The organism is Geothrix campi (genome assembly GCF_024609265.1).
Taxonomy (GTDB): Bacteria; Acidobacteriota; Holophagae; order Holophagales; family Holophagaceae; genus Geothrix; species Geothrix campi.
Map to the genome: position 1 here is coordinate 272842 of NZ_JANHMP010000002.1, position 19592 is coordinate 292433.

At 67.3% G+C, this 19592-nt stretch carries 21 protein-coding genes; 10 read left to right on the forward strand and 11 right to left on the reverse strand.

The annotated features are described in order from the left end of the window. The first annotated feature begins 1 nt into the window (after window position 1). Window positions 2-1570: a PP2C family protein-serine/threonine phosphatase gene (locus NOV65_RS10370; protein WP_257306386.1), complete on the forward strand. Its 1569-nt coding sequence runs from the start codon at window positions 2-4 to the stop codon at window positions 1568-1570. 45 nt (window positions 1571-1615) lie between these two features. After that, window positions 1616-2455, forward strand: a complete 840-nt coding sequence (htpX, locus tag NOV65_RS10375) for a zinc metalloprotease HtpX (RefSeq protein WP_257306387.1) — start codon at window positions 1616-1618, stop codon at window positions 2453-2455. 15 nt (window positions 2456-2470) lie between these two features. Here the strand turns inward: htpX and ychF are convergent, their stop codons facing one another. After that, complete coding sequence (gene ychF, locus NOV65_RS10380) at window positions 2471-3571, reverse strand: redox-regulated ATPase YchF (protein WP_257306388.1); 1101 nt, start codon at window positions 3569-3571, stop codon at window positions 2471-2473. Between the two features lie 129 nt (window positions 3572-3700). Between ychF and NOV65_RS10385 the strand changes: the two genes are divergently transcribed. From NOV65_RS10385 to NOV65_RS10400, 5 genes are all read left to right on the forward strand, one after another. Next, the gene (locus NOV65_RS10385; protein ID WP_243317027.1) at window positions 3701-3937 is read left to right on the forward strand and encodes an acyl-CoA carboxylase biotin carboxyl carrier protein subunit; all 237 of its coding nucleotides are present in this window, start codon (window positions 3701-3703) and stop codon (window positions 3935-3937) included. Window positions 3938-3983: 46 nt separating this feature from the next. Further along, entirely contained in the window at window positions 3984-4196 is a 213-nt protein-coding gene (locus tag NOV65_RS10390; RefSeq protein ID WP_243304504.1) for a biotin/lipoyl-containing protein, read from the forward strand. Between the two features lie 65 nt (window positions 4197-4261). Further along, window positions 4262-4366, forward strand: a complete 105-nt coding sequence (locus NOV65_RS15655) for a biotin/lipoyl attachment domain-containing protein (RefSeq protein WP_482184092.1) — start codon at window positions 4262-4264, stop codon at window positions 4364-4366. Next, a complete protein-coding gene (locus tag NOV65_RS10395; protein WP_257306389.1) occupies window positions 4366-5151 on the forward strand; it encodes an enoyl-CoA hydratase-related protein in 786 nt (261 codons plus the stop codon). Before NOV65_RS15655 ends, NOV65_RS10395 begins: the two co-directional genes overlap by 1 nt. After that, complete coding sequence (locus NOV65_RS10400) at window positions 5151-6092, forward strand: cation diffusion facilitator family transporter (protein ID WP_257306390.1); 942 nt, start codon at window positions 5151-5153, stop codon at window positions 6090-6092. Before NOV65_RS10395 ends, NOV65_RS10400 begins: the two co-directional genes overlap by 1 nt. 52 nt (window positions 6093-6144) lie before the next feature. Here the strand turns inward: NOV65_RS10400 and NOV65_RS10405 are convergent, their stop codons facing one another. The 4 genes from NOV65_RS10405 to NOV65_RS10420 form a co-directional block, all read right to left on the reverse strand. After that, window positions 6145-7194, reverse strand: a complete 1050-nt coding sequence (locus tag NOV65_RS10405) for an SPFH domain-containing protein (RefSeq protein ID WP_257306391.1) — start codon at window positions 7192-7194, stop codon at window positions 6145-6147. Window positions 7195-7311: 117 nt separating this feature from the next. After that, the gene (locus NOV65_RS10410; protein WP_257306392.1) at window positions 7312-7665 is read right to left on the reverse strand and encodes a hypothetical protein; all 354 of its coding nucleotides are present in this window, start codon (window positions 7663-7665) and stop codon (window positions 7312-7314) included. A 51-nt stretch (window positions 7666-7716) separates the two neighbouring features. Beyond that, window positions 7717-8775, reverse strand: coding sequence for a 3-oxoacyl-ACP synthase III family protein (locus NOV65_RS10415; protein WP_257306393.1), 1059 nt, complete (start codon window positions 8773-8775; stop codon window positions 7717-7719). Between the two features lie 99 nt (window positions 8776-8874). Next, window positions 8875-9795: a formyltransferase family protein gene (locus NOV65_RS10420; protein WP_257306394.1), complete on the reverse strand. Its 921-nt coding sequence runs from the start codon at window positions 9793-9795 to the stop codon at window positions 8875-8877. A 76-nt stretch (window positions 9796-9871) separates the two neighbouring features. On the opposite strand from NOV65_RS10420, the gene NOV65_RS10425 reads away from it, so the two are divergent. Continuing rightward, the gene (locus tag NOV65_RS10425) at window positions 9872-10930 is read left to right on the forward strand and encodes a tetratricopeptide repeat protein (protein ID WP_257306395.1); all 1059 of its coding nucleotides are present in this window, start codon (window positions 9872-9874) and stop codon (window positions 10928-10930) included. A gap of 6 nt (window positions 10931-10936) precedes the next feature. Here the strand turns inward: NOV65_RS10425 and NOV65_RS15480 are convergent, their stop codons facing one another. The 4 genes from NOV65_RS15480 to NOV65_RS10445 form a co-directional block, all read right to left on the reverse strand. Further along, window positions 10937-12616, reverse strand: a complete 1680-nt coding sequence (locus NOV65_RS15480) for a tetratricopeptide repeat protein (RefSeq protein WP_306672083.1) — start codon at window positions 12614-12616, stop codon at window positions 10937-10939. A gap of 58 nt (window positions 12617-12674) precedes the next feature. Further along, the gene (locus NOV65_RS10435; RefSeq protein ID WP_257306396.1) at window positions 12675-12878 is read right to left on the reverse strand and encodes a cold-shock protein; all 204 of its coding nucleotides are present in this window, start codon (window positions 12876-12878) and stop codon (window positions 12675-12677) included. A gap of 213 nt (window positions 12879-13091) precedes the next feature. Then, window positions 13092-13415 (reverse strand): DMT family transporter, encoded by a 324-nt coding sequence (locus tag NOV65_RS10440; RefSeq protein WP_257306397.1) that lies wholly within the window; start codon window positions 13413-13415, stop codon window positions 13092-13094. Window positions 13416-13614: 199 nt separating this feature from the next. Then, on the reverse strand, window positions 13615-14760 hold the full coding sequence (locus NOV65_RS10445) for an acyl-CoA dehydrogenase family protein (protein WP_257306398.1): 1146 nt from the start codon (window positions 14758-14760) through the stop codon (window positions 13615-13617). 165 nt (window positions 14761-14925) lie between these two features. Here NOV65_RS10445 and NOV65_RS10450 point away from each other — a divergent pair, with 165 nt between their 5' ends. Continuing rightward, window positions 14926-16281, forward strand: coding sequence for an aminotransferase class I/II-fold pyridoxal phosphate-dependent enzyme (locus NOV65_RS10450; protein ID WP_257306399.1), 1356 nt, complete (start codon window positions 14926-14928; stop codon window positions 16279-16281). Between the two features lie 17 nt (window positions 16282-16298). Then, the gene (locus tag NOV65_RS10455) at window positions 16299-17066 is read left to right on the forward strand and encodes an SDR family NAD(P)-dependent oxidoreductase (protein WP_257306400.1); all 768 of its coding nucleotides are present in this window, start codon (window positions 16299-16301) and stop codon (window positions 17064-17066) included. Between the two features lie 157 nt (window positions 17067-17223). Here the strand turns inward: NOV65_RS10455 and NOV65_RS10460 are convergent, their stop codons facing one another. Continuing rightward, window positions 17224-18366, reverse strand: a complete 1143-nt coding sequence (locus NOV65_RS10460; RefSeq protein ID WP_257306401.1) for an MFS transporter — start codon at window positions 18364-18366, stop codon at window positions 17224-17226. Next, complete coding sequence (locus NOV65_RS10465) at window positions 18366-19562, reverse strand: MFS transporter (RefSeq protein ID WP_257306402.1); 1197 nt, start codon at window positions 19560-19562, stop codon at window positions 18366-18368. The genes NOV65_RS10460 and NOV65_RS10465 overlap by 1 nt, the downstream gene beginning before the upstream one ends. Window positions 19563-19592: the final 30 nt, after the last annotated feature.

A 19592-nucleotide genomic window follows, 5' to 3' on the forward strand; every position in this document is an offset into this window, starting at 1 on the left:
CATGTCGACCAATCCCTTCGATCGCCTCCGCCAGCTGGCGCTGAAGATCCCGGAAGGGGCGCAGGAGCTGCTTCCGCTCATCGATTTCCTGGAAACCTTCCCGGACCAGGGCAGCGAAGAGGACCTCGTCCACCTGGTGGGCGTCACCGTCATGGGCATCGCCAAGACAGGGCAGGGCGGTCTGTGGGATGGCGGCAAGTGGCTGTTCCTGCGAGGAGCGGCCCCGGCCTTCCCCACCCACCCGGGGGAGGGTTGGCAGGTCCTGCCCTGGGCCTATGGCGACGAGGTCTACGGCCACCTTGTGCTCCGGGTGGACCAGTTGCCGGGCGCAGTTCCCCTGCTGCTTTCCATCAGCGCGCCCCTGCTGGCCTGGCGCCGAGCCGAGGCGGTGCGCAGCTCCCAGAACCAGGCCCTGGCCCTGCAGCTCTCCCGTCTGAACACGGTCTTCGAGCTCACCCGCAACCTGGGCCTGGTGGAGACCCGGCAGGACCTCGTCCGGCTCATGGCGAACACGCTCATGGGCGAGTTCCGGATCATGCGGCTCCTGGTGGTGGACGCCCAGGGCGCGGTCCTGCACGCGAAGGGACTCGGCCCGGTTCCGGCGGTGCTCGAGGGGGATGGCCTCCACGAACTGGTGGAGGCGAAGGGCCTCGTCCATGCCGTCGAACTGCTGGACCAGAACCACAGCCACGGCTTCGCCTACGCAGCCGATCCGGCCGTGGGAATGCTGTCGGATGACGATGAGGTGTTCCTGCACACGCTGCTGAACCTCACCTCCTCCCAGCTGTCGAGCCTGGAGTTCCGCGAGGCCCGCCGCCTAGCCGAGCGCATGGAGAAGGACCTGGATCTCGCGCGGGACATCCAGCGGCGCCTGCTCCCGAAAACACTCCCGGAGCCTGCCGGCTGGCAGTGCGCGGCGGCGAACCTGCCGTACCAGGCCGTGGGCGGCGACCTCTACGACCTCTGGATGGCCCGGGACGAGCAGCTGGGCGACCGGCTCCACATCGCCGTGGGCGACATCTCCGGCAAGGGCCTCCCCGCCTCCCTGATGATGACCCAGCTCTCCGCCTTCCTCCGGGCCCTCGGGGGCCGGCGCGTGCAGGACTGGGGCAAGCTGGCGGAGCGCCTGAACCGGCGCATGAACGACGTGCGGGACGGCAACCGCTACACCACTCTGTTCGCCGCGAGTCTCAATCCCATCAACGGCGATCTCCGGTTCGTGAACGGGGGCCACAACCCCCCCCTGGTGGTGCGGGCCAGTGGCGAAGTCGTCCGGCTGGCGCCCACGGGGCCCATGGTGGGCCTGTTGCCCGGCGCCACCTTCGCGGAAGGCCGGGCCACCATGGCGCCTGGAGATGTGCTGGTGAGTTTCACCGACGGCCTGGTGGAGGCCGAGAACGCCGCGGGCGAGGAACTGGGGGACAGCCGCCTGGCCGAAGTCATCCGCCGGCGCCCCCACGCCGGGGCGGACGAGCTGTTGGAGGCCCTGCTGGTGGAGGCCTTCCAGCACCTGGAGGAAGGCCGCTTCCGGGACGACGTGACCCTGGTCGTGGTCAAGCGCATGGGCTGAACGCCCCTTGATCGGCTACGTATCCTGGTACCTGGAGGCAGTTGCATGAACCAGGCGAAAACCCTTCTCATCATCGTGGCCATGACCGGGCTGCTGGTGTGGATCGGCGGGTACTTCGGAGGCCAGTCCGGCATGGTGTTGGCGCTCGTCATCGGTCTCGTGATGAACGGGATCAGCTACTTCTTCTCCGACAAGATCGTGCTGGCCAGCTATGGCGCCCGGGTGGTGACCCAGGCCGAGGCCCCCGAACTCTATGCCATCGTGGCGAACCTGGCCCAGCGGGCCGGCCTGCCCATCCCTCGCATTGCCATCATCCCCGAGGACACCCCCAATGCCTTCGCCACAGGCCGGAACCCCGAGCACGCCGTGGTGGCGGTCACCGAGGGCATCATGCGCATCCTCAGCCGGCCTGAGCTGGAGTCGGTCATCGGCCACGAGCTGGGCCACGTGAAGCATCGGGACATCCTCATCGGCAGCCTGGCGGCGGTGCTGGCCCAGGCGATCATGTTCCTCTCCCGCATGGCGATGTGGATCAGCCCCCGGGACGAGGAGGGCCGCTCCAACCCCCTGGCGGGCATCGCCATCATGATCCTCGGCCCCCTGGCAGCCATCCTGCTCCAGATGGCCGTGAGCCGCTCCCGCGAGTACCTGGCGGATGACTACAGCGCCCACCTCACGGGTCGGCCGGACATGCTGGCCTCGGCCCTGGAGCGCCTGCAGAGCTACAACCAGCAGCTGCCCATGCAGTCCGCCCAGCCCGCCACGGCCCACATGATGATCGTGAACCCCCTGAGCGCGGGCGGCCTCATGAGCCTCTTCTCCACCCACCCCCCCATGGAGGTGCGGGTGGAGCGGCTGCGGCGCATGCCCATCGAGGCCCGGTAGCCGGGCCGCCGGTTCTTAGACGTTGAAGAGGAAGTTCATCAGGTCGCCGTCCTTCACGACGTAGTCCTTGCCTTCCGTGCGCATCTTCCCGGCGTCCTTGGCACCCTGTTCGCCCTTGTACTGGATGAAGTCCTCGTAGGCGATGACCTGGGCCCGGATGAAGCCCTTCTCGAAGTCTGTGTGGATGACGCCGGCGGCCTGGGGGGCGGTATCGCCCTTGTGGATCGTCCAGGCGCGGACTTCCTTCACCCCGGCGGTGAAGTAGGTCTGGAGGCCCAGCAGGTCGTAGCTGGCGTGGATGAGCACGTTCAGGCCCGGCTCGGCCAGTCCCGCCTCCTCCAGGAACAGGGGGCGGTCCTCTTCCGGCAGATCCTGGATCTCGGCTTCCAGCTTGGAGCAGATGGGGATGCAGGGGGCGTGGCGCGCCGCGGCCAGCTCCTGTAGCTTCCGGTAGTGGGCGTTGCCTTCGGGGTTCCGGATGTCCTCCTCCCCGATGTTGCCCACGAAGAGGGTGGGCTTGAGGGTGAGTAGGCCGTAGGACTTGATGAGGGCCTTGTCCTCGGCGGAGAGGCCGACGGTGCGGGCCCACTTGCCGTCGTCCAGGGCACCGAAGACCCGTTCCAGCACGGCCACCAGGGCCAGGGACTCCTTGTTGCCGGTCTTGGCGATCTTCCGGTGGCGCTCCAGGCCCTTCTCCACGGCGTCCAGGTCCTTGATGACCAGTTCCGTCTCGATGATGCTGAGGTCCCGCTCGGGGTTCACCCCGCCCTCCACATGGGTGACGTTGGTGTCCTCGAAGCAGCGCACCACCTGCACGATGGCGTCCGTCTCCCGGATGTGGCCCAGGAATGCGTTGCCCAGGCCCTCACCCTTGCTGGCGCCCCGCACCAGGCCCGCGATGTCCACGAACTCCTGGGCGGCCGGCAGGATGCGCTGGGGCTTCACGATCTCCGCCAGGGCCGCCAGGCGGGGATCCGGCACGTCCACCACGCCCGTGTTGGGCTCGATGGTGCAGAAGGGGTAGTTGGCCGAAGCCGCGCCCGCACGAGTGAGGGCGTTGAAAAGGGTGGACTTTCCCACATTGGGCAAACCCACGATGCCACAGGCGACAGCCATTCCATCCTCCAAGCCCTCCAGTATCACCTACCGGAGATGTGACGAAAAGAACGGCTTCCAGGACTTGCGCGGGGGCCCCGGGCGCCATACTCTCCCGGCCAAGGTCACAGATGGGCCAGGGGAGGCAGCATGATCGTGCGGGCGGAATGGCCGGGCTATGTGGTGGACGTCCTCGTCCGCCCCGGCCAGGAGGTGGAAGAGGACGAGCCCCTGATGATCCTCGAGGGCACGGATTCCTCCCGCACGGCCTTCTACATCAACGCCCCTGAATGCGGAAAGGTCCGTGAGGTCCTCATGGAAGAGGGCGACTTCGCCTACGAGGACGACGACCTGGTGGTGATCGGCGACTCCGACAAGGACGAATAGCCCGGCTCACGGCTAGACTGGAGCCATTGTCCTGATGAGGTGCTCGATGGCGTTGGTTCGTGCCGAGATGGCTGGGAAGGTTCTGGAGGTTTGTGTCGCCGAAGGCGATGCCGTGGGCGAGGACCAGGACCTGGTCATCATCGAGAGCATGAAGATGCAGATTCCCGTGGGCAGCCCCGAGGAGGGGACGGTCAAGAAGGTCTTCGTGACCCCGGACCAGTTCCTGAACGAAGGGGACTCCATCGTTGAACTTGGCTGAGGTTCCTCGTGCGCAGAATGCTTGGTGTTGAGGTCTCGCGTATCCCCGCAGGGGATACCGAGAGGATGCAGATTCCCGTGGGCAGCCCCGAGGAGGGGACGGTCAAGAAGGTCTTCGTGACCCCGGACCAGTTCCTGAACGAAGGGGACTCCATCGTTGAGTTGGGTTGATGGAACTCCGGCTGGAGCGCCTGGAGGGGGATGATGCGGGCATCATCCTGCTGGGCCTGGATCGCCCTGCCGCGAAGAACGCCCTGGGCCGCCAACTCATGGACGAGTTTCGCCGGGCCCTGGCGGACCTGCGCTCCGATCCGGCCGTCCGGGTGGTGGTGGTGCATAGCCTCGTGCCCGGCGTCTTCTGCGCCGGGGCTGATCTGAAAGAGCGCGTCGGCATGGCCCAGGCCGAGGCCGCGGCGTTCGTGCAGGGCCTCCGGGCCGCCTTCACAGAACTGGAGGATCTGCCCATGCCCGTGATCACCGCCCTGGAGGGCGCGGCCTTCGGCGGCGGCCTGGAGCTGGCACTGGCCTCGGATCTCCGCGTGGCGGGGACCGACGCGAAGATGGGCCTGGTGGAAACAGCCCTGGCCATCATCCCCGGTGCCGGGGGCACCCAGCGGCTGCCAAGGCTCATCGGGGCTTCCCGGGCCAAGGAACTGATCTTCACCGCCCGGCGCATCGGCGCGGTCGAGGCTGGGCGGCTGGGCCTCGTGGACCGGGTGGTGCCCGCTGGCGGAGCTCTCGATGCCGCCCTGGCCCTGGCCCGGGAGATCCTCCCCAACGGCCCCGTGGCGCTTCGCATGGCCAAGCAGGCCGTGAACCGGGGCCTCGACCTGGACCGGGACTCGGGGCTGGCCCTTGAGCAGGCCTGTTATGCCCAGGTGATCCCCACCAAGGACCGCCTGGAGGGGTTGGCCGCTTTCCGGGATAAGCGGAAACCCCTGTATCGGGGCGAATGATGTCGGATCACCACCACCACGGCCCCAGCACCACGGGGCGCCTGGCCTGGAGCGCCGGGATCTTCTTCGCCAGCTTCGTCCTCCAGGGGCTCGGTGGCTGGTGGACCGGGTCCATCGGCCTGATCAGCGACAGCCTGGAGAATCTGAACGATGTGCTGGTGAACAGCCTGGGCATCCTGAGCCTCTGGCTGGCCAACCACCGGGACCCGGATGATCGCTGGACCTTCGGCTGGCACCGCCTGGAGGTGTTCAACAGCCTGGTGGGCGTGGGCTTCCTGATGTTCCTAGCCGGGGCCGTGGGCTGGGAGGCCCTGGCCCGGTTTCGCCACCCTGTGCCCATCCAGACGGGCTGGGTGCTGGTGTTCTCGGGCATCGGCCTCGTCCTGAACATCCTGGCCACGGTGGTGCTGGTGCCCCGGGACCGCAGCCTGCTGGAGCGCGACGCCAACCTGAAGGCCGCCTACCTCCACGCCTTCGCGGACAGCCTCACCAGCGTGTCCCTCGTGGGGAGCATGATCCTCATCCGGCTCACGGGCTGGCGCTGGGTGGACCCGGCCATCGCCCTCGTGATCCTGCTGGTCATCCTGCGCGGGGCTGTGCTGTTGCTCCGGGATGCCGTGGGCATCCTCATGCACCGGGCCGCCTTCGAGCACGAGGCCGTGAAAGCCGAACTCATGGGCCTTCCGGGCGTCCTGGGTGTGGAGGACTTCCGCAGTTGGAAGATGTGCAGCCACCTCACCATCGCCACGGCCCACATCATCGTGGCGGCCGACCGGCTGGGTGACACCGAGGCCCACCTGGAGCGCATCGAGCACCTGCTATGGGAGCGCCACGGCGTCCGCCACCTCACCGTGCACTTCGAGACCCGGGAAATGGCGGACCGCCACCACCACCGGTTCATCCACCAGCACGATGTGGAGGATGGCCACCATCACGACTGAGGCGGCTCGCGCCGCCCCAGTCCGTTGGCCGATGCCTGCCGGCTGACCGCTTCTAGTTACCCATGCCGTGCTTCTTCATGATGGCGGTGCGCTGCGCGTCGAATTCCGCCTGGGTGATGAGCTGGCCGTCGAAGAGCTCCTTGAGGTCGGTGAGCTCCTCCTTGAGCGACTTGGCAGGTGCGGCCGGAGGGGCCGCGGACGCGTTGCCGGCGGGGAAGCCCTGCTGGCCCATCTGCTGGGCGGCGCCGGTCATCTGCTGGCCCATCATGTTGCCCATGCCGAAGCCCAGGCCCACGCCCATGCCCATGCCGGCGACGCCGCCGGGGTTCTGGGCGGCCAGGGGGATGCTGTCGGCCACCTGCATCTGGGTGTAGGCGCCCATGACGGGGGCCATCATGCCCACGCCGGTGCGCTTGTCCATCATGGCTTCCACTTCCTCGGGGAGGCTGATGTTCTCCACGAAGAACTTGGACAGCTCCAGGCCCATGGTCTTGAACTCGTCCTGGAGCTTCTGCTTCACCAGGTCGGAGATCTCGTCGTACTTGGCGGCCAGGTCGAGGGCCGGGATCTTCGCCTCGCCCAGGGTGTCCGTGAAGCGGCTCATGATGGTCTTGCGGAGCTGCTCGGAGATGTCGGGCACGGTGTAGACGCCGTTGGTGCCCACGAGCTGCTTGAGGAAGGTGCCGCTGTCCGCGACCTTGATGGAGTAGATGCCGAAGGCCCGGATGCGCAGCATGCCGAAGTCGGCGTCGCGCAGCATGATCGGGTTCGAGGTGCCCCACTTCAGGTCGTTGTAGAGCTTGGTGGAGATGAAGTAGACATCGCTCTTGAAGGGGCTTTCGAAGCCGTATTTCCAGCCCTTCAGCGTGGCGAGGATGGGCAGGTTCTGGGTGGTGAGGTTGTGCGTGCCGGGCTTGAACACGTCCGCCAGCTGGCCTTCGTTGACGAAGACGGCCTCCTGGCTTTCCCGCACCACGAGCTTGCCGCCGTTCTGGATCTCCTGTCCGCGCATGGGGAAGCGCCAGGCCAGCGTGTCGTTGGAATCATCCAGCCATTCGAGGATGTCGAGGAATTGGGCTTTGCCCCAGTCCATCAGACCCATGTGTCGTTCTCCTTGCGGCACTGGCCGCAGGTACGATTCTAGGCCGGGCTGTCAAGCCGGGCAGGCTGTGCGGTGGGAAAAACCGGTGAACGGTCGGCGCGGGCCGGGGAGTCCCCCTCAGCGGCTTCCCTTGACTATGCGCACCGGGCCGTCGGCCTTGGCCTTGGCACCGGGCTGGTCGATGCGCGCCTTGCTGTGGACCATGTGGGTGTCCGAGTCGATGATGCAGCGCCAGCCGCGCTCCTCGCCGGGCATGTGGAGATCCACCTCCCAGCCGCCGGAGGCGCCGTTCAGGGGGATGCGCCGGGCGCTGACGGCCCTGCCACCGGTTTCCCGTTCGGCGATGGCCTTGGCCTCCTTGGCCGAGCTGAGGGGCCCGGTCGTGTGATGCCGACGGGGTTTGGTCGTTCCGGCAGACAGGACAAGGGCAGGAATCAGCGCCAAGGTGGCGCCGAGAGTCAGGGAACGCATGGGGACTCCGGGGTTTGCTGGATTCTAGTCCCAGCCGAGGTCAGCCCGCAATCAGGCCCGGTAGAGTGCGGCGCCCCAGTGCAGTCCGGAGCCGAGCGCGGTGAAGGCCACGAGCATGCCCGGCTGGACCAATCCACCCTCCAGGCATTCGTGGAAGAGGATGGGCAGCGTGGCGGCGGTGGTGTTGCCGTAGCGCTCGATGTTGTGGGGAACCTTCTCCGCAGGCAGGCCCAGGGCCTTCTGCACGCCTTCGATGATGCGGAGGTTGGCTTGGTGGACCAGCACCAGGTCCAGGGCTTCCACGGCCACGCCAGCTTCGGCGCAGACGTCGCACACAGCCTGGGGCATCAGGGTCACCGCGGACTTGAAGACCTCCTTGCCGGACATGACCGGGAGGGTCTCCCCGGCCTGGATCTGCTCCACCGTCACGAAGGGCCTTCGCTTGAAGCTGGCGCCCGGCATGGTGAGCACGCCCGCGCCGGTACCGTCGGTGAAGAGGCGGGTTTTCAGCAGGCCCGCAGTGCCTTCCCGTGCCTCGATGACCATCGCGCCGGCGCCGTCGCCGAACAGCACGGTCCGGTCACGGCTGAGGGTGTTCTCGGCGCGTTCGGCCTCGGTGATCTCGCGGGTGGACTGGCCGATGAGGGTGTCCCAGCCCAGGTGCCATGGCATGAAGGCGGTGTGCACCTCGGCCCCCACGAGCAGGACGCGCCGGTAGCGGCCGCTCTGGAGGAGGAGGTCCGCCAGTTCCAGGCCGTAAAGGAAGCCACTGCACTGTTGCCGAAGATCGAAGGTGGGGAGGTTCGTGCGGAGCCCCAGGGCCGCCTGGAGCAGTGGCCCGTTGCCCGGCAGCACGTGATCCGGCGTCATGGTCGCGAAGATGGCCGCATCAATATCCGCCATGCCGAGGCCCGCCTTGGCGATGGCGGCACGGGCGGCCATCACGCCAAGATCCGTGGAACCCTGCCCCGGTTCCGCATAGCGCCGCTCCTGGATGCCGCTGCGCACGCGAATCCACTCGTCCGAGGTGTCCATGAGCCGCGACAGGGCTTCGTTGGTCACGATATGCGGAGGCAGGCCAATGCCGGTTCCGGTGATGACACTTTGCATGGAACGCCTTTCGGGAGGACGGGAGCGCGTCAGCATATCCGGATTCGAAGCGCCCCACAAAACCCCTGACGCGGCGTCAGGGGTTTTGGTCGGCAACTCTCACCGCTCGGGCACACCCAGGAGGCGGAGGGCGATGGCCTGCTCGGTGGGGCGCTCGAGGCGAGTTTCGGCAGCCCTCAGGGTGTGGATCCGCAGGGCGCCGTCGGCGAAGCCAAGCAGCACTCCCTCCCGTGAGGCTCGGAAACAGCCCGCAGGGCAGGGCAGCTCCGTAGGCAGGGCCCAGGCCACCTTGAGGGTCCCTTCCGTGGTTTCGATGAAAGCATTGGGCCAGGGATCGGCCACGGCACGGATCTGGTTGAACGCCTCCCGAGCCGTCATGGTGAAGTCAAGGCGCGAGTCGGCGGGCTTCCGTCCGCCGAAGTAGGTGGAAGGGCCGAGGGTCTTCTGATCGATCCGGGGGGTACTGCCATCCACCAGCCCGGGCACCGCTTCACGCACCAGGCCACGACCGGCATCCGCGGCCTTCAGGGTGAGGCTCAGCGCCGTCTCGTCCCAGTCGATGGGCAACCGGGCCTGAGCCACGATGTGGCCATCATCCGGCTTGGGGGTCATGGCATGCAGGGTGATTCCCGTTTCGGTCTCGCCCTTCACCAGCACCCAATTGATGGGCGCTCGTCCCCGGTACTTCGGCAACAGGCTCCCATGCAGGTTGTAGGCGCCGAGTCGGGGGGTCTCCAGGAACCGTGCCTGGATCATCTCCCGGAAATAGAAGCTGAAGAGGAAGTCGGGCTGGTGGGCCTGGATGGTCTCGAAAACCTCATCCGTATTGAAGACTGGAACCAGGTGGACGGGGATGCCATGCGCCTCGGCCACGACCGCGGGGGGCGTGAACCACCGCTCGTCCGCACCCTGGGCATAGGTGTACAGGGCCTTCACGTCGATCCCGGCCTCCAGCAGCCCCTCCAGGGCCGCGGTCCCCACGCTGGAATAGGCGCACACCACGGCGCTCGGGTTCGGCATAATCCCTCCCCATCAAGCATCTCATAACCCATTGACCTTCCCCTTCGTAGCCGTATGTTGTGTCGGGAGTCGTCCCATGCGTGTGCGCGTCCTGCCCCTGCTGCTTGGCGCTGCGCTGTTGCTGGCCGGGGAGGATCCCTTTGAAGCACCACCTGAAATCCAGGCCTTTGCCAGGCAGCAGACCATAGCCAAGGATGGCGTGCCTGCCAAGGTCTCGGCCCTGCTCAAGGCCTTCTTCGCCTCTCCTGAGGAGGGTGGGCTGGGGATCACCTATGACAACGCCTACACCAGAACCCCCAAGGAAGTGTGGCGAGATCGCAAAGCCAACTGCCTCAGCCTCACCACGCTCTATGTTGGTGCCTGCAGATCCATCGGTCTCGAGGTGCGGTACGGCGAACCTCTGCGGATCAGCCGCTGGCGGCGGGTGGGTACGACCATCCGGTTCGAACGGCACGTGGTGGCCGTGGTGCAGTGTGGAACCCCGGGCCAGGAGCTGGTGGCCGACTTCCTGCCGGAGGTGCGGCGGGTCAGCCTCCTCATCGCGCCGCTGGAGCCCAAGCGGGTGTTGGCGCTTTACCACAGCAACCGGGCGGTCGAACTGATGGCAGAGTCCCGCATCGAGGACGCGGTGGCAGCGGCTCACCGGGCGCTCGAGGTGGACCCTGGCCTGGGCGTGGGCTGGAACATCCTCGGAGTGGTCCAGCGGGCCCAGGGACAAGAGGTCGAAGCCGAGGCCTCCTTCCGGAAGGCCTTGGCGGTGGATCCCAAGGACGGCGCTCCCTGCGGGAACCTGGAGAACCTCCTGCGTGCACAGGGTCGGGTGGAGGAGGCGCAGACTTACCGGGAGCGCGGGCTGGAGATCCGGAAGCGGGATCCGTTCTTCAATGCCTTCCTGGCCGAGGAGGCTCTCGGCGAACAACAGTGGGAAGAGGCGGGGCGGCGGATCAAGCAGGCCATCCGGCTGCTTCCCATGGAACCGGAGTTCTACTGGATCCAGGCTCGCGTCGCATTGGCCCAGGGGCGGACCAAGGACGCCATCAAGGCCCTGGAGAAGGCCCGGAAGTGGGCCCAGCCCGAGGCACAGGCCCGTTACGACAGCAAGCTCACACTCCTCCGGAACATCAAACAGGAGTGAACCGCCTCAGTTCGCCTCCAGCTCCGCCAGCGCGGCCTGGGCATCGGCGCTATCCGGATGATGCAGCAGGCACTCGCGCAGGTAGCGGCGGGCGCCGTCGAGATCCTCCAGTTCCCGCCTGGCCTCGGCGAGGTGGAGCAGGGCCTCCTCGGACTGGCCGTCGACCTGGAGGGCCTGCCGCCAATGGCCCTCGGCGCGGTCCCAGTCGCCGAGTTCGGCGCAGCCATGACCCGCGTCCAGCAGGTACCTGATGTTGCGGGAATCCATGTGTACCGCGCGCTCCAGGTCCAGGCGCGCCGGGGCGTGCTCGCCCAGGTTGGCCCGGGCGAGGCCCCGCAAGTGCCAGAAGTCGGCCTGTTCCCGACAGGCTCCGCCCAGGCCGTTCAGGTATGGCAGCAGAGCCTCCCAGGCCTCCAGGCCGGCGAGGCAGTCGGCCTGGAGCAGGAGGAGATCCGTGTCGTCGGGCGCCTTGCGGAGCAGAGCGGCGACCTCCTCGTAGGCGGCCTCGTACTCCCCCAGGGCCACCCGGATCTGCAGGAGGAGGGGCGGGTGATGGTCGCCCTGGCCTTCGAGCGGGAGTTTTTCCAGCAGCTCCTTCGCGAAGGCTGGATCGTCCTCCCACCAGAAGGCGAACTCGGCCCGGCGGAGTTGCCATTCCGCGCGGAGCGAATCGCCCGCGGCGCCGGCGGGGATGGTCTGCCAGGCTCGTTCCAGGCTGTCGAGGGCTGCTTGCTCCTGGCGCAATTCGAGAGCGGTCTGGTACCGCTCCATCCAGAGCCGGAAAGCCTCCGGGAGGTGGCGGACCGCGGCCTCCACCAGCCGCCAGGCGCCTTTCAGGTCCCCCAGGCGCCGGCGGGATATGGTTTCCGCGAGCCAGAGCAGGGGCTGGTCGCGACGCTCCCGGGGGAGCCCCTGGACGAGGGCCAGGGCCTCGGCCGGACGGCCGTTCCGCAAGAGGTGCATGGATGCGGCGCCGCGATCCCAGGGCAGGCGGGGATCACCGTGGCGGGAGGCCAGCAGGTTCAGTGCGCGCTCGGCCACGTCCTCCCGTCCGTGCTGGAGTCCGGCCAGCATCAGGTCCTCGAGGACGAGGGGATCGTCCCAGGCCAAAGGCAGGGCCAGCTCGAAGTGGACCCAGGCTTCGTGGAGGGCGTCTGCACGGCCGGAGCGCAGCAGGAGCATCCCCTGCAGATGACGCAGCCGAGCCATGCGTGGGGCCAGCCGGAGGAGCCAGCCCCCCCAGGCCAGGCGCCGTTCGGAGGGCCTTTCCGGAATCCGCCGGAAGGCCTGCGACACCACCAGGCGCTTCCAGAGGGGAAGGCGGAAGAGTTGGGCCTCCAGGGCCTCCAGCCAGGCTCGGTCCCGGTAGCCCAGGGACTGATGCGCCGCGCTGCGCAGGAGCCGGATCCGGTAGCCCAGTTCCCCGGTGGCGAGGGGTGCGCCGGATAGGCACTCCGCCACGGCCGAGGCAGGCTCGCCCGCGGCCCACATGGCTTCGGCCCGGGCCAGGCGCGTCGGGTAGACCCAGGCCTGCCGGAGGGCCCAGCCCAGCCAGGCTCCGGCGGCTACAGTGAGGGGCAGGACCCATCCGAACCTGGGCTCGCGCCGGAAGCCCTCCAGCGACAGGAGGACCACCAGGAGGAACAGAAGGATGCCCAGAGCCGGGCGCAGTGAGACTTTTGCCATGGCTCCAGGGTACGCGACGAGCCCCGGCCGGAACCGGGGCTCGGGAGAAATCGGGTGGTCAGATCTTCATGACGTTCGCGGCCTGGGGACCCTTGGGGCCCTGCACCACCTCGAAACTGACGCGCTGCTTCTCATCCAGGGTACGGAAACCCTTGGACTGGAGCGCAGAGTAATGGACGAAGATGTCGGCGCCACCCTCATCGGGGGTGATGAAGCCGAACCCCTTCTCGGCGTTGAACCACTTGACGGTGCCTTCGGACATGACTTTCTTCCCGGGGACCAAGCCCCTCACGCCTGGAGGTTGATCACGCGATACGCACCAGGCATGCGGGTCGCGGGGGCTTGCGCCCGAGTGAAACCGGGATCCCCGGCGGGAGTCCCTCCCCACTTTCACGGCTCTTGGGCTGGTAAAGATGGATGGTTGACAGGGATTCTAGGGTCGAGTGTTGTGGCCTTCAAGACCCAAATCCCGGAATCAGGCCGGAGCGGTGGCCTTCAAGCCCATGACCGCCACCAGAAGCAGCACGAGGAAGAACATCCGAGCCGGGGTGACGGGCTCCTTGAAGAGCACCATGCCGAGCACCGCCGCGCCGAAGGCCCCGATGCCCACCCACACAGCGTAGGCCGTGCCGATGGGCAGGTCGCGGGCGGCCAGGCCCAGCAGGACCATGCTCCCCACGATGGCCAGCCCCGTGAGGACCGAGGCTACGGGCCGGGTGAACCCCTGCGTGTATTTCAGGCCGACGGCCCAGGCCGTCTCGAGGAGACCGGCGATGAGGAGGAGGGTCCAGCTGCGCATGGGGCTCCCGGAACTGAGAAGGCGGCCCGGAGGCCGCCTTCTCAGGATAGAGCGTTCTCTTTCGATCAATTACCCTGCTGGCTCTCTTTCGCGATGACCAGCCGCTGGATCTCCCGGCCACCGGATGACGAAGCGGCCTCCAGTGGAGGCCGCGAAGTCAGGATCCGGCGAGGAGGGAATCAGGCCGGAGTGGGTCGGACTAGTTCCCCTGCTGGATTTCCTTGGCGATGACCAACCGCTGGATCTGGTTGGTGCCCTCGTAAATCTGCAACAGCTTGGCGTCGCGCATGCACTTCTCGACCAGGTAGTCGCGACTGTAGCCATTGCCGCCGAGGATCTGCACGGCGTCGGTGCTGACTTCCATGGCGGTGTCGGTGGCGAAGGTCTTGGCAATGGCGCTCTGCTTGGAGTTCTTGATGCCGTTGTCGGTCATCCAGGCGGCCTGCCAGGTGAGCAGGCGGCTGGCCTCGATCTTCTTGGCCATGTCCGCCAGCATGAAGCTGATGGCCTGGTTCGCGAAGATGGGCTGGCCGAACTGGATGCGGGTCTTGGCGTACTCCAGGGCGATCTCGAAGGCGGCACGGGCCACGCCCACGCCTCCGGCGGCCACGGCGGCGCGGGTCTGGTCCAGCGTCTTCATGGCGATGACGAAGCCCATGCCCTCCTTGCCCAGGAGGTTCTCCACGGGCACTTCGGCGTCGTTGAAGTAGAGCTCCACCTGGTTGGAGGCGCGCTGGCCCATCTTGTCCATGGCCTTGCCCACCACCAGGCCCGGCGTGTCGCGGGGGACCACGATGCAGCTGGTGCCGCGGGCGCCCTTGCTGGGATCGGTGCTGCAGAAGAGGGCGTACCAGTCGGCGTAGCCGCCGTTGGTGCAGTAGCACTTGGTGCCGTTGATGATGTACTTGTCGCCCTTCTTCTCGGCGCGGCAGCTCATGCCGCCGGCGTCGGAGCCGGCATTGGGCTCGGACAGGGAGAAGGCCGCGAACTTGGGCTCCTCGGCGAGCATGCCCAGCCACTTCTTCTTCTGCTCGGGGGAAGCCGCGACGAGCAGGGGGGTCATGGCGAGGCCGTTGGCCATGATGGAGGTGTAGAGACCGGCGCAGCCCCAGGCCAGCTCCTCGCAGACGATGGCCTCCTCGACCTGCTTGGCACCGGGGCCGCCGCAGTCCTCAGGCACCAGGGCCTGGAGGTAGCCCTGGTCCCAGGCCGCCTTGTAGACGTCCACGGCCCACTCGCCGGTCTCATCGTACTTGCGAGCCACCGGTCGCATGATCTTCTCGGCGAAGGTGTGGGCCCGTTCTTTTTCGGCCAGTTGTTCAGGGGAAAGGGAGAAACCGAGCATGAATACCTCTATGGAAAAGGGAGGGGAGGTGACCTGGCTGGAAGAATCCGGAAGGATCAGTCTATCTGCCCGCCTGTCCCGGCCCAAGGCCAGAGGCCCTGACGCGAAGTAGGATGACGGCGGTCACACCGCGGGCCCGGGTTAAACTTGACGGTTGGAGTATCCATGACCATCCGATTGACCGATCTGGGCAAGGCCGTCCTCGAGACCGAATACGCCGTGCGGGGGCCCATCGTGGCCCGGGCGGCGGAACTCGAGAAATCGGGCCGCGAGATCATCTACTGCAATATCGGCAATCCCCAATCCCTGGGGCAGAGGCCCCTCACCTGGAACCGGCAGATCCTGGCTCTCTGCGAGTATCCGGCCCTCATGGATCTGGCCCCTGGTGCCTTCCCGGCGGACGTGATCGAGACCGCCAGGGCCATCCTGGCCGGCACGAAGCATGGGCTGGGCGCCTACAGTGAAAGCCGCGGCGTACGATTCATCCGCGAGGCGGTGGCCGAGTTCATCCTGGAACGCGACCACATCGGTGTGGATCCTGACGCCATCTTCCTCACGGACGGCGCCAGCAAGGGCGTGCAGACCGCCCTCCGGATGCTGATCAGCGGCCCGGGGGACGGCATCATGATCCCCATCCCCCAGTACCCGCTCTACTCGGCCACCATCACGCTCTATGAAGGGCGCATGGTGCCCTACTACCTGGACGAGGCCAACGGCTGGAAGCTGAGCCGCACCATGCTGGAGGCCTCCCTGGCTCAGGCAAAAATGGAAGGCACGCATGTGAAGGCCATCTGCGTGATCAATCCGGGCAACCCCACCGGCGCGGTGCTGGACGAGGCCAACATCGAGATGGTCATCGACTTCGCCAAGGCTCACGGGCTGACAATCCTGGCCGACGAGGTCTACCAGGAGAACATCTACCTCCCCGGCGACGAGTTCGTGTCGTTCGCCAAGGTGCTCCACCAGCTGGAGGCGAAGGATGTTTCCCTTTTCAGCTTCCATTCCTGCTCCAAGGGCTTCCTGGGCGAATGCGGCGTGCGGGGCGGCTACTTCGAGTACCGGAACGTCCCCCAGGATGTGGCCGCGCAGATCCTCAAGCTCCAGAGCGTGAGCCTCTGCGCCAACCTCGCGGGCCAGGTGGCCACCTATGCCATGGTGCGTCCTCCGAAACCCGGCATGCCCTCCCACCCCCGGTACGTGGAAGAGAAGGGGGCCATCCTCGATACCCTCAAGCGGCGGGCCATTCTCCTGGCCGAGGGCCTGAACCGCATCGAAGGGATTACCTGCAACGTGATCGCCGGGGCCATGTATGCCTTCCCCAGCATCGCTCTTCCACCCGGCCGGACGGACTCGGACTATGCGATGGCCCTGCTGGAGCAGACAGGCATCTGCGTGGTGCCGGGTTCCGGCTTTGGCCAGGCCGAAGGCACCGCCCACTTCCGCACCACCATCCTGCCGCCCACCGAGAAGATCCAGAAAGTGGTCGAAGCCTTGGCAGAATTCCACCGGAATTACCGCTAGAACCTCCAGGAGTCCCCATGCGTCCAGAGCATCCGATCGTCCTCATCACCGGCGCGTCCAGCGGTTTCGGCGAAGCCATGGCGCGGCTGCTGGCTTCGCAGGGCTGCCACCTGGCCCTGGGCGCCCGCCGCGTGGAGCGCGTGCAGGCCCTGGCGGGCGAACTCGCGAAGGCCCATGGCGTGAAGGTCTTCGCCGGGGCCGTGGATACCCGCCACACCGCCAGCGTGGACACCTTCGTGGCGGAAGCTGCCGCAGCCCTCGGCGGGCTGCACGTGCTGGTGGCCAACGCGGGCCTGGCCAGCGGTACCTTCAAGATGTGGGAGACACCGGACGAGGACCTGGAAGCCATGATGCGCACCAACGTCGAGGGCGTGGTGAAGACGGTCCGCGCGGGCCTACCCCACCTCCGCAAGGCCGGCTGGGGCCATGTGTTCTTCATCGGCTCCACGGCCGGCCACCAGCCCTACGAGGGCGGCAGCGTCTACTGCGCGTCGAAATTCGGCGTGAAGGCCATGGCCCAGAGCCTGCGCCTGGAGCTGAACGGTGAGCAGATCCGCGTCACCTCCGTGGATCCCGGCATGGCCGAGACCGAATTTTCGAACGTACGCCTGAAGGATGACGACAAGGCCAAGGCCGTCTACCAGGGCGTGAAGCCCCTCACCGCCTTCGACGTAGCCGAGTGCGTGCGCTGGTGCCTCATGCTGCCCGATCACGTGAACATCGACGAGATCCTCGTGAAGTGCGTGGATCAGGCCAGCGTCCACAAGCTGCATCGACGGGCGTGAGATCCCAAGAATCAGGAACTCCACGAAGGACACAAAGGCGTCCTGCGGACGCACGAAGAGACGCGAAGGAAGAAGGTTGGGCCGCCCCTTCCTCCTTCGTGTCTCTTTGGCTTCCCTTTGTGCGCTTCGTGGAGATCTTTCCCGATGGGAATGGTGATCAGTCCCGGCTGAGCCTCAACGCCAGCGGCAGCGACACGAGGATGGCCAGGGCACCCAGGGCCCAGCCGGCGCGATAGCCATAGGTGCCGATGATCCAACCGAGGCTGAAGCTGCCAAGGCCGATGCCCGAATCAAAGGCGAAAAGCAGGGCGCCGAAGGCCGAGCCGCGGCGTTTGGGATCCGCCGACTCCAGCAGCTTCGCGTTGATGAGCGTGTGCATCATGCTGTAGCCCGCGCCGTAGAGCAGGGCGGAGAGCACATGCCGCAGCGTCCCGCCGGGCAGCGCCGCCAGCAGGGCCATTCCAGCGAAGGCCCCCAGCAGCATGGCCGGAAGCTTGCGGATGGGCCGTTTCCCGAAGCCTCGCCGCAGCATGGCCAGGCGCATGAGCACCATGCCCACGGCCATGGAGGAGAGGAAGGCCGAGGGCACCGGCATGCGCAGAGCCAGGGCCTCCTGGGCCGTGTAGCTGCCCAGGGCGCCGTAGCCCAAGGCCACGCAGAAGAGTACAAGGCTGGGGACGAGGACGGCGGCATCCGGCCACTTGAAGCCCTCGGCGCGACCATGGGGATGATCCTTCGGCAGGGTGGTTCCCAGGGCGCCGAGGAGGAGGAAGAGGATCGCCAAGTACCAGCCGATGGGGGCGAAGCCCCAGCGCTGCTGGATCCACAAACCGAGCAGAGGCCCCACGATGACGCCACCGGGGCTGGCCAGGCCGTAGAGGCTGAGGCCGTCGGCATGGCGGCCATCCGGCAGCACGTGGGCTAGTGAAGCCATGGTGGCCGTCAGCAGGCCCGACCACACGATGCCGTGGGGGAAGGCCAGGACGTAGAAGCCCCAGCGCACGGGCAGCACGGCGTAGGCGCCGAGGAAGGCGGCGTAGAGGAGGGCGGAGGTGATCACGAGGCGACGGTGCCCGACGCGGTCACCCAGGGCACCGGTGAACAGGGCGCCCAGGGCGCTGCCCGCCGTGAAGAGGCTCATGAACCGGCCGCTTTCGGCCAGCGAAGCCCCCAGGGCGCGCAGGCGGAGCGGCACCGTGGGGAAGAGCTGGAAGGCAGCAAAAAAGGTAAGGAACGTGATGGCCCAGACTAGGGCGAACTGCCGCGTGATCAGGCGCGGCCGCGGGCTCGAAAGATCCATCATCCCTCTACGATGACAGAGGGCGCCGGCGCGGATGCAACGGCCGGTCTGCGGACCACGCGCTGGGCCACGGGAATGCACAGCGTCATCAGGCCCGCCCCGATGGCCCAGCCCCAGCGGAAGCCCCCGTGCTGCATGACCCAGCCCAGGACCAGGGAGCCCAGGGCGGTGGTGGCGTCGAAGGCGAAGAAGAAGGCTCCCGTGGCCGCGCCGCGCCGCTGGGGCGGGGTGGTCTCCATGAGGTGCGTGAGCATCAGGGTGTGCACCATGCCATAGCCGGCGCCGTAGACGAGACCCGAGGACAGATGCCGGGCCAGGCCCCCCGGCAGGAAGGCCAGCATGGCGTAGCCCACCGCGGTCAGGGCGGCCATGCCCGGCATCAGCGCCACGGGCCGCCGACCCATGCCTGTCAGTGCCAGCAGGCCGCGCATGGCCATCATGCCCAGGGCGAAACAGGTCAGGAAGGCGGCAGGCCAGGCCATGCCCAGGGCCTTCGCCTCCTGGGCACTGTAGGGCGTCATGGGACCGAAGCTGAGGCCCACCAGCCCCATCACCGCCACGCCCCCCCACACGGAGCGATCCGGCCACTGAAATATCGGGCCCTCGATCTCCCGGGTCGCCTCCCGGGGCAGGGCGCCGATGAGGGCATACAGCAGCGCGAAGACACCCGCGAGGAGGACGAGCATCCAGGTGAAGCCCAGATGGGGCATGAGCCAGAGGCCCATGAGGGGGCCCACTGCCACGCCGCCAGGGCCAGTGAGGCCGAAGATCGAAAGGCCCTGGGCGCGGTGTTCCAGGGGCAGGATGCCGCCCACCTTGGCCACGGAGGCCGTGCGCAGCGCAGACCACAACAGGCCGTGCAGCGGCGCCAGCAGGTAAAACACCCAGCGGACCCTCAGCAGGGCGTAGACCACGAGGATCCCCACCACCGCCAGGGAGGCCACCCGCAGCACGCGGCGCGGCCCCAGCCGATCGCCCAGGGGGCCCGTGAACAGCGCGCCGAACCCGGATCCCAGCATGAAGGCCGTCTGGAAGCGCCCGCTTTCCGCCAAGTTCGCGCCCAGCTCCCGCAGGCGCAGGGGCACCACGGGGAAGAGCTGGTAGCCGGCGGCGAACACCAGGAAATAGAAAACGCAGACCACGAAGAAAGGCACCGTCAGGAACCCGGGCCGCTTTGATCCATCCACGTCCAGCATCCCTCCAGGATCGCATGTCACCGGCCTCGG